The organism is Eggerthella sp. AM16-19 (genome assembly GCF_003474385.1).
GTDB lineage: Bacteria > Actinomycetota > Coriobacteriia > Coriobacteriales > Eggerthellaceae > Senegalimassilia.
In genome coordinates this window covers 305-6,643 of record NZ_QUCY01000018.1, presented here as the reverse complement: position 1 = coordinate 6,643, position 6,339 = coordinate 305, and the positions used below count along the sequence as shown (strand labels likewise).

The 6,339-nt window shown below is 60.6% G+C and carries 6 protein-coding genes and 2 pseudogenes; 4 read left to right on the top strand and 4 right to left on the bottom strand.

The features are described 5' to 3' along the window. The first annotated feature begins 144 nt into the window (after positions 1–144). Together DW178_RS07805 and DW178_RS11665 are read left to right on the top strand one after the other, a co-directional pair. On the top strand, positions 145–966 hold the full coding sequence (locus DW178_RS07805) for a transposase (protein ID WP_118350441.1): 822 nt from the start codon (positions 145–147) through the stop codon (positions 964–966). A gap of 384 nt (positions 967–1,350) precedes the next feature. Continuing rightward, positions 1,351–1,638, top strand: a pseudogene (locus tag DW178_RS11665) (tyrosine-protein phosphatase); the annotation flags it as partial. Positions 1,639–1,766: 128 nt separating this feature from the next. Here DW178_RS11665 and DW178_RS11580 read toward each other — a convergent pair. Beyond that, positions 1,767–2,027, bottom strand: coding sequence for a hypothetical protein (locus tag DW178_RS11580; protein WP_286168600.1), 261 nt, complete (start codon positions 2,025–2,027; stop codon positions 1,767–1,769). 242 nt (positions 2,028–2,269) lie between these two features. Continuing rightward, a pseudogene (locus tag DW178_RS11660) lies at positions 2,270–2,389 on the bottom strand (TetR/AcrR family transcriptional regulator); the annotation flags it as partial. 273 nt (positions 2,390–2,662) lie between these two features. On the opposite strand from DW178_RS11660, the gene DW178_RS07785 reads away from it, so the two are divergent. Both DW178_RS07785 and DW178_RS07780 read left to right on the top strand, forming a co-directional pair. Then, positions 2,663–4,414: an FAD-dependent oxidoreductase gene (locus DW178_RS07785; protein ID WP_118350437.1), complete on the top strand. Its 1,752-nt coding sequence runs from the start codon at positions 2,663–2,665 to the stop codon at positions 4,412–4,414. Between the two features lie 3 nt (positions 4,415–4,417). After that, on the top strand, positions 4,418–4,957 hold the full coding sequence (locus DW178_RS07780) for a cytochrome c3 family protein (RefSeq protein WP_118350436.1): 540 nt from the start codon (positions 4,418–4,420) through the stop codon (positions 4,955–4,957). Positions 4,958–5,266: 309 nt separating this feature from the next. Here DW178_RS07780 and DW178_RS07775 read toward each other — a convergent pair whose 3' ends face one another. Then, positions 5,267–5,821 carry a FumA C-terminus/TtdB family hydratase beta subunit gene (locus DW178_RS07775; protein ID WP_118350435.1) on the bottom strand — a complete coding sequence of 185 codons (555 nt, stop codon included), beginning with the start codon at positions 5,819–5,821 and terminating at the stop codon, positions 5,267–5,269. Then, positions 5,818–6,339 (bottom strand): fumarate hydratase (locus DW178_RS11575; RefSeq protein ID WP_286168599.1); only part of this gene is annotated, 522 nt, incomplete at its 5' end. The genes DW178_RS07775 and DW178_RS11575, both read right to left, overlap by 4 nt.

The window sequence follows — 6,339 nt, the reverse complement described above, 5'->3', positions numbered from 1 at the left end:
CGATTTTTTACGATGCGAAGTGACGATCGTGTCGGAAAAGTTGGTGTAAGCGAAGCGGATCGAGATGGCTTTGAAGGGAAACGGCCTTCGCCCTAGAATCCGGAATTGCGACATAACGGATTCTTGGAAAGGACGAAGACCGCAATGGAGAGTCTAGCAGAAAGCGTGCGGGAGCAGCCGGCGATGCCGAGGTTCGAGGACGGGTCGGTGAACCTGAGGGAGCTCGTAAGGCGCCTCGCCGAGGACGCCGTGAACGCGATCATGGACGCCGAGGCCGACCAGCTGTGCTCGGGAGGCGCCAACAGCCGCAACGGCTACCGCGAGCGCAACCTGGTCACGTGCGTCGGCGACATCACGATGAGGATACCGAAGCTGAGGTCGGGGAGCTTCTTCCCCGAGGACGTGGTCGAGCGCTACCAGCGCGTCGACCGCGCGGTCGTGTCGGCGGTGGCCGAGATGTACGCCACCGGCACCTCGACGCGCAAGGTGCAGCGCATAGCGGAGAAGCTGGGGATATCCAGGCTGTCGAAGGACCAGGTCAGCGCCATAGCGAAAGACCTCGACGCCGACATTGCCGAGCTCAAGGGCCGCGACGTCCACGGAGTGCAGCTCGTGACCTCCGACGCGCTGGCCTACCTCGCCTTCCCGCCGGCGCACTGGAAGCGGCTGCGCACGAACAACGTGCAGGAGCGCGCGAACCGCGAGATAATGCGCCGCAGCCGCGTGGTGCAGGTGTTCCCGTTGGAGAGATCGCTCGAGCGCCTGGTCGGGGCCGGGATGTGCGAACAGGACGAGCAGTGGTCCGCTTCGCGGTACTTCGCCTACGACAAGATGCAGGAGCTGCACGACGAGAGGCGGAGGAAGGAACACGAAGCGCCCGGCAGGCCCGCCGCCGATCTTGCCGAGGCGGCCAGGAAGATGATCCTCGCGAGCCTAGAGCTTGCGGAGAAGGTGGATGCGGCGTAGCATGGCCGCTTGGATAGCGGGTTCGGGAGAAGGCCGAAGCCCCTCACCGTTCCGATTCGCCGTTCGCTCGGGCTGCCTTCGGCAGTGCCTAGCGAGAACGGCTTACACCAACATTCTCGACACTACCTAATCGACTTGCGCAATCGCTTTGAGGTTGCATCGAATCCCGATCCGCCTATGGACGATGTCATGGTCTTGGCCGACTATGCTTTTGGGGAGCGCTGCCGTAAAGACGCTTCGAAGCGCCTTGTTGCAGGGGTCATTGGGGAATATGGAGTTCCTGGCCGGCGCATGTTGGAGAATTATCGCCGCTGGGCACGCGACACAGAGCTCGTTGGCCGAGCGCTGCGTTGTGCGGCGGCGGCTTGAGGATCGGTCGTTGTTCATTGCGAGCAAGGTAAGGACCGCACGGGTGTTGTCTGCGCGGTTGCGCAAAGGCTTGCGGGCGTTTCGCGTGAGAATATCACGGCAGATTACCTTGCTTACAATGCTTGGTGTGCTCGAGACATCGCGGTAGATGCTGAGAGACTTGGACGGGGCATGACTAGATTTGAAAAGGCCATTCTCATGTCGTTTTTGGAAGCACGGAAGAATATCTTGATGCGTTTTGGGATGAGATCGATGCCGTTTTCGGTTCGTTCGACGTCTATGTGCTGTAGGGATTGGGCCTAAGCGCGGCGCAGATAGGTGCGCTTACATCAAGAATATGGGGGAGTCTATCGTACCGGCGTATTGCGGCGTGATGACTTTTCGACAATTGTTTGCTAGCAAGCGGGCGGCCGGGTGGGCTGCCCGCTTCGCTACTCCTTGCCCCATTTCCAGGTTTCGGGGTTTTCGGGCGTGCGCCAGCTCCTCCAGCCTTCGGCCCCTGCGATGTTTTTGGTGCCGTCAATGATGATGTCGAGCCCTTGGTGGAAACGTTTTGCGCCGCTAGAGTCGCTGCGGATTGCCGCCCAGTCGCCATTGCCGAACGGATCGTCGCCATTTGCTTGTTGAGTGCATAATTCCGTGACCTCGCGGTCAATAAAGCCGGAAAGATACGCCCGCATGGTGCTCCACATGGAATCGTAGACCCCTCGAGGAATGCCCTGGTCAGTGTGAAGTAGGTAAGTATTGCGGTTGTGTTCCATGGGCCAAGCGATTTGCGTTTGCATTTGCATGAAGCGCACACGCGCATGCTTGAGCGAGTTTTCGCGAATCGAGCCGCAAATGCGGTGCAAGGAATCTCCCAATATTCGCCGGGAATGGGCTTGTTATCGATGTTTTGGCGCATTTTTGCAAGTACGAGAAACAGCAGCTGCTTTTTTGAGGGAACGTAGGTGTAGACGCTCATGGTACCGATGCCGAGTTCGTCGGCGAGGGCGCGGATGCTGAACTTTTCATATCCTCGTTCGTCAATCATGCGGAATGCGGCGTTTACCACTTCTTCTTGGGAAAAGGCATGCGCCCCGCGCTTCTGATGTTTCTTGGTCACGGTGATCTGCCTGCAATTGTTGCTTGCTATTCGTCTGAAAGAATATAAAGCAAGCACGAAGGTTTCTCCCCGCACTGTCGAAATTGCCCATAAAGAATGCTTGAAAGCTAATCCGTACAGTGTACGATACAAAACTGTTGTGCTCCGTACAGTGTACGAACGGAGTGGAGAAGGGCGCGAGCGGTAGATTCGCTTGCTGAATCAGAACATTAGGGAGGGAAAATGGCAGAGCAAGCAGAAAGCGGGATGTCCCGCCGCGGCTTTATGCGCGCTGCAGGTATTAGCCTGATCGGCGCTGCTGCGGCTACGGGCGCTTTCGGCCTGACCGGCTGCTCCGGCGAGGCTAAGGCCGCCGGCGTGACGGTGGAAAACAAGGGCGGCTGCGGCGACTTCAACGAAAGCGTCTATACTGACGTATTTCCGGTGAAGACGCGCAGTATTCCGGTAGTGGACGCGGACAGTGGCATCGTTCGTCAGGGCAACGTGGCGTTTGAGCTGCGTGATATTCCTGCGTCTGAGATTCTGCGCACCGAAGAGACGGATGTGTTGGTCATCGGCTGCGGGCTGACGGGCTCCGTTGCGGCCGTTGCGGCATCCGACGACGGCAAAACAAAGGTTTTGTGCGTCGAGAAGATGAACGTCGGTCGTGGCATGTTCGAGGGTATGGGCGTCGTTGGCGGCAAAAAGATGGAAGAGGCCGGCAACAACGTCGATAAGGCCGAGATGATGGACCGCATGCGTCATGCTGCGTACTATCGCGTGCCGATCGATCCCATTAAGCTGTGGGCTGATCGTTCTGGCGAAGCGGCAGACTGGCTGCAGGAAAAGTTCGACGAGGGCGAAGGCAAGATCCAGACGTACTTCAAGAAGGGAAACCCCAGCGCGCATAACTTTGAGGTGCCGCAAACGGAGATTGCCTTTAAGAGTGAGCTGTGGAGCGAGAAGACCACGTCTAACGCCGGCGGCGCCGGCATTTACATCGTCGCCGATCTGGCAAATACGTTCAGCAAGCGTCCGAACGCCGATTTGCGTTACAACGTTGCTGGCGTGCAGCTTATCCGCGAAGGCGACAACGGGCGCGTGACGGGAGCCATCTTGAAAGACGCTGACGGATACTTTCTCGTAAATGCTTCCAAGGGCGTCATCGTGGCTACGGGTGGCTTCGACGCAAACCCTGCCATGCTCAAGGCATGGTGCCGTGCCGAGGATATCGCTGCGTGCGCAAGCTGGTGCCCCAACGAGGGCACGACGGGCGACGGCCAGCTGATGGGCCTTGCCGTGGGCGGCCAAATGGATCCGCTTCCGGCAGCTATTATGAACTTCGACTACGGTAGCCCTGAAGCATTCTATTCGGCGTGCTTGGGCATTCGCACCATCGTGGGTGGCATCATGATTAACGAGCAAGGCCGTCGTTTCTGCAGCGAGGGATTGCCGTTCCAGGCGCGCTCCAATTCCATCACGGCGCAGGCGCGCTACGGTACCGACACGTGGCGCGTGGCGTCTTCCACGCAGGTGGGTAAGGACAAGGAAAAGGTTGAAGCTGCGTTCCAACCGTTTATCGACAAGGGCTGGGGTTTCAAGGCTTCTAGCCTGAAAGAACTTGCTGGCATGATGGGTGTGCCTGCCGATACGTTGGAGTCCGAAGTCGCTCGCTTCAATACGTTCTGCGACAACAAGAAGGACGAAGACTTCAATCGTCCTATGGAGAAGGCCACCAAGATCGAGGGCGATACCTACTATGCCGTGAAGCATCAGTCTTCCATTTTGGCTACGGTGTCCGGTCTGGTCGTTGACTACAACTGCAACGTGCTGGACTACGACAATAAGCCGATCGAGGGCCTGTTTGCGGCCGGTGGTGCTTCGGGCGGTTTCTTCTCCGGTAACTATCCGCGTCATATTTTCGGTCCGTCGGTCGGCCGTTGCGTCACGTTCGGCTACGTGGCTGGTCAGACCGCCGCGCAGGGGGTGAAGTAATCGATGGCAGAGAACAAGGGTTCCGGCAAGAAGCGCTGGCCTATCGTGGTGGGCGTTGTTGCCGCGGTGCTGATCGTCGCATGCTGCGGCGGTTGGGTATGGCATAACACGCCGAGCTTCTGCGGCACGGTGTGCCATGATTCCATGGGCAACCACTTGGCGAACTACGAGGGTACCGACGAATCGAACGGCGCGGGCCTCGCCGCATGGCACGGTCAGCACGAGGGCACGACGTGTCTGGACTGCCACACCGCCGAGCTTGACGTGCAGGTGGCCGAGCTGCAGTCGCAGCTGGCTGGCGACACGGACAACCTGGGCCTGGCCGATCGCTACTACATCGACAACGACAAGTGCTTGTCCTGCCATGGCGGTTCCTACGAGGAGCTGGCAAAACAAACGGCGGATTTGGGCGAGTACAACCCGCATCAAAGCCCGCATGGCAATTTGAACTGTAACGAGTGCCACAAAGGCCATGCTGCCCAGGTCGACACCTGCGGTCAGTGCCATTCCAACGGTGGCCAGACGATGCGCGGCAACAACTAAGCTGCACTCGACAGTCGGCAAGCGCTTATAGCGGCGCATAACGAAAGGCGGCGTCCCAAACGGGGCGTCGCCTTTCGGGTTGTGGGGTGGGTGATGCAGCAAGCGAGGCAACGTTTCGCTCTCGTCGAGGGCAAAACGCGATACGTTTGTGTTTTAATGTGCGCTTTCGAAGTAGAGCCTGATTGGTGGTTCGCATTTTCCCAGGCCAGGAGCTTGGTGTGGAACGGCTTAGGTGGGCTGGCCTCGTTAAAACACAAACGTATCGCGTTTTCCGCGGTGCGCATTTTGCGCGCCGCGGAATGAGGGGCGCTACAGTTGCTTGCCGTTCTCGATGGCGCGATAGAGGTCGCGGCCAGCCACGTCGACGGCAACGAAGACGGGGAAGTCGTCGAGCATGATGCGGCGCAGCGCCTCGGTGCCCAGGTCGTCCCAGGCCACGGTCTCGCTTGCGGTGACGTGCTTGGCAAGCAGCGCGGCGATGCCACCGACCGCCGCGAAGTACACGGCGCCGTTTTCCACGCATGCGTCGATGACTGCCTGATTGCGCTTGCCCTTGCCGATGCACGCCGCGATGCCGGCTTGCATAAGCTGGGGCGTGGCGAAGTCCATGCGGCTTGCCGTGGTGGGGCCCACGCTGCCGAGTGGGCGGCCGGCAGCGGCGGGGGTGGGGCCGGCGTAGAACAGCGTCTGGCCCGCCAGCCCGAACGGCAGCTCGCCGGTATGCTCGAGCGCCTCGAGCGCACGGGCATGGCCTGCATCGCGCATGGTGTAGCAGGGGCCGGTCAGACGCACTTCCTGGCCGGCTTTCAAGTTCGCCATCTGGGATTTGTCCAGCGGCAGGTTCAAGCGTACGGGTTCGCTCATTTCCCCTCACCCCAATCGATCAGCTCGATGGATGCGCTGCGCATGGCCGAGCAGCCCATGTTCACCGCCACGGGCAGCGCGGCGATGTGGCACGGCGCGGTTTCCAGGTGCACGGCCAGGGCGGTCGCGCCGCCGCCAAGGGCAGCCGGCCCGATGCCCGTGGCGTTGATGGCGGAAAGCAGCTCGGCCTCGCGCTCGGCGGCCTGCGGGCTTGCGGCGGGGGTTCCCACCTCGCGCAGCAGCGCGTGCTTGGCCAGACCGGCAACCTTATCGAACGTGGCGCCCACGCCCACGCCCACGATGAGCGGCGGGCAGGCGTTGGCGGCCTTTTCGCGCACGCAGTCGAGCACGACCTTCTTCACGCCCTCCCAGCCGGCGCCGGGCGCGAGCATGACCACGCGGCTTGCGTTGTCCGAGCCGCCGCCTTTGAGCAGCACGTGCAGCGTGGCTCCTCGGCCGGGGCGCAGGGCGATCTCCGCGAAGGCCGGCGTATTGTCGCCGGTGTTCGTGCGGTCGAG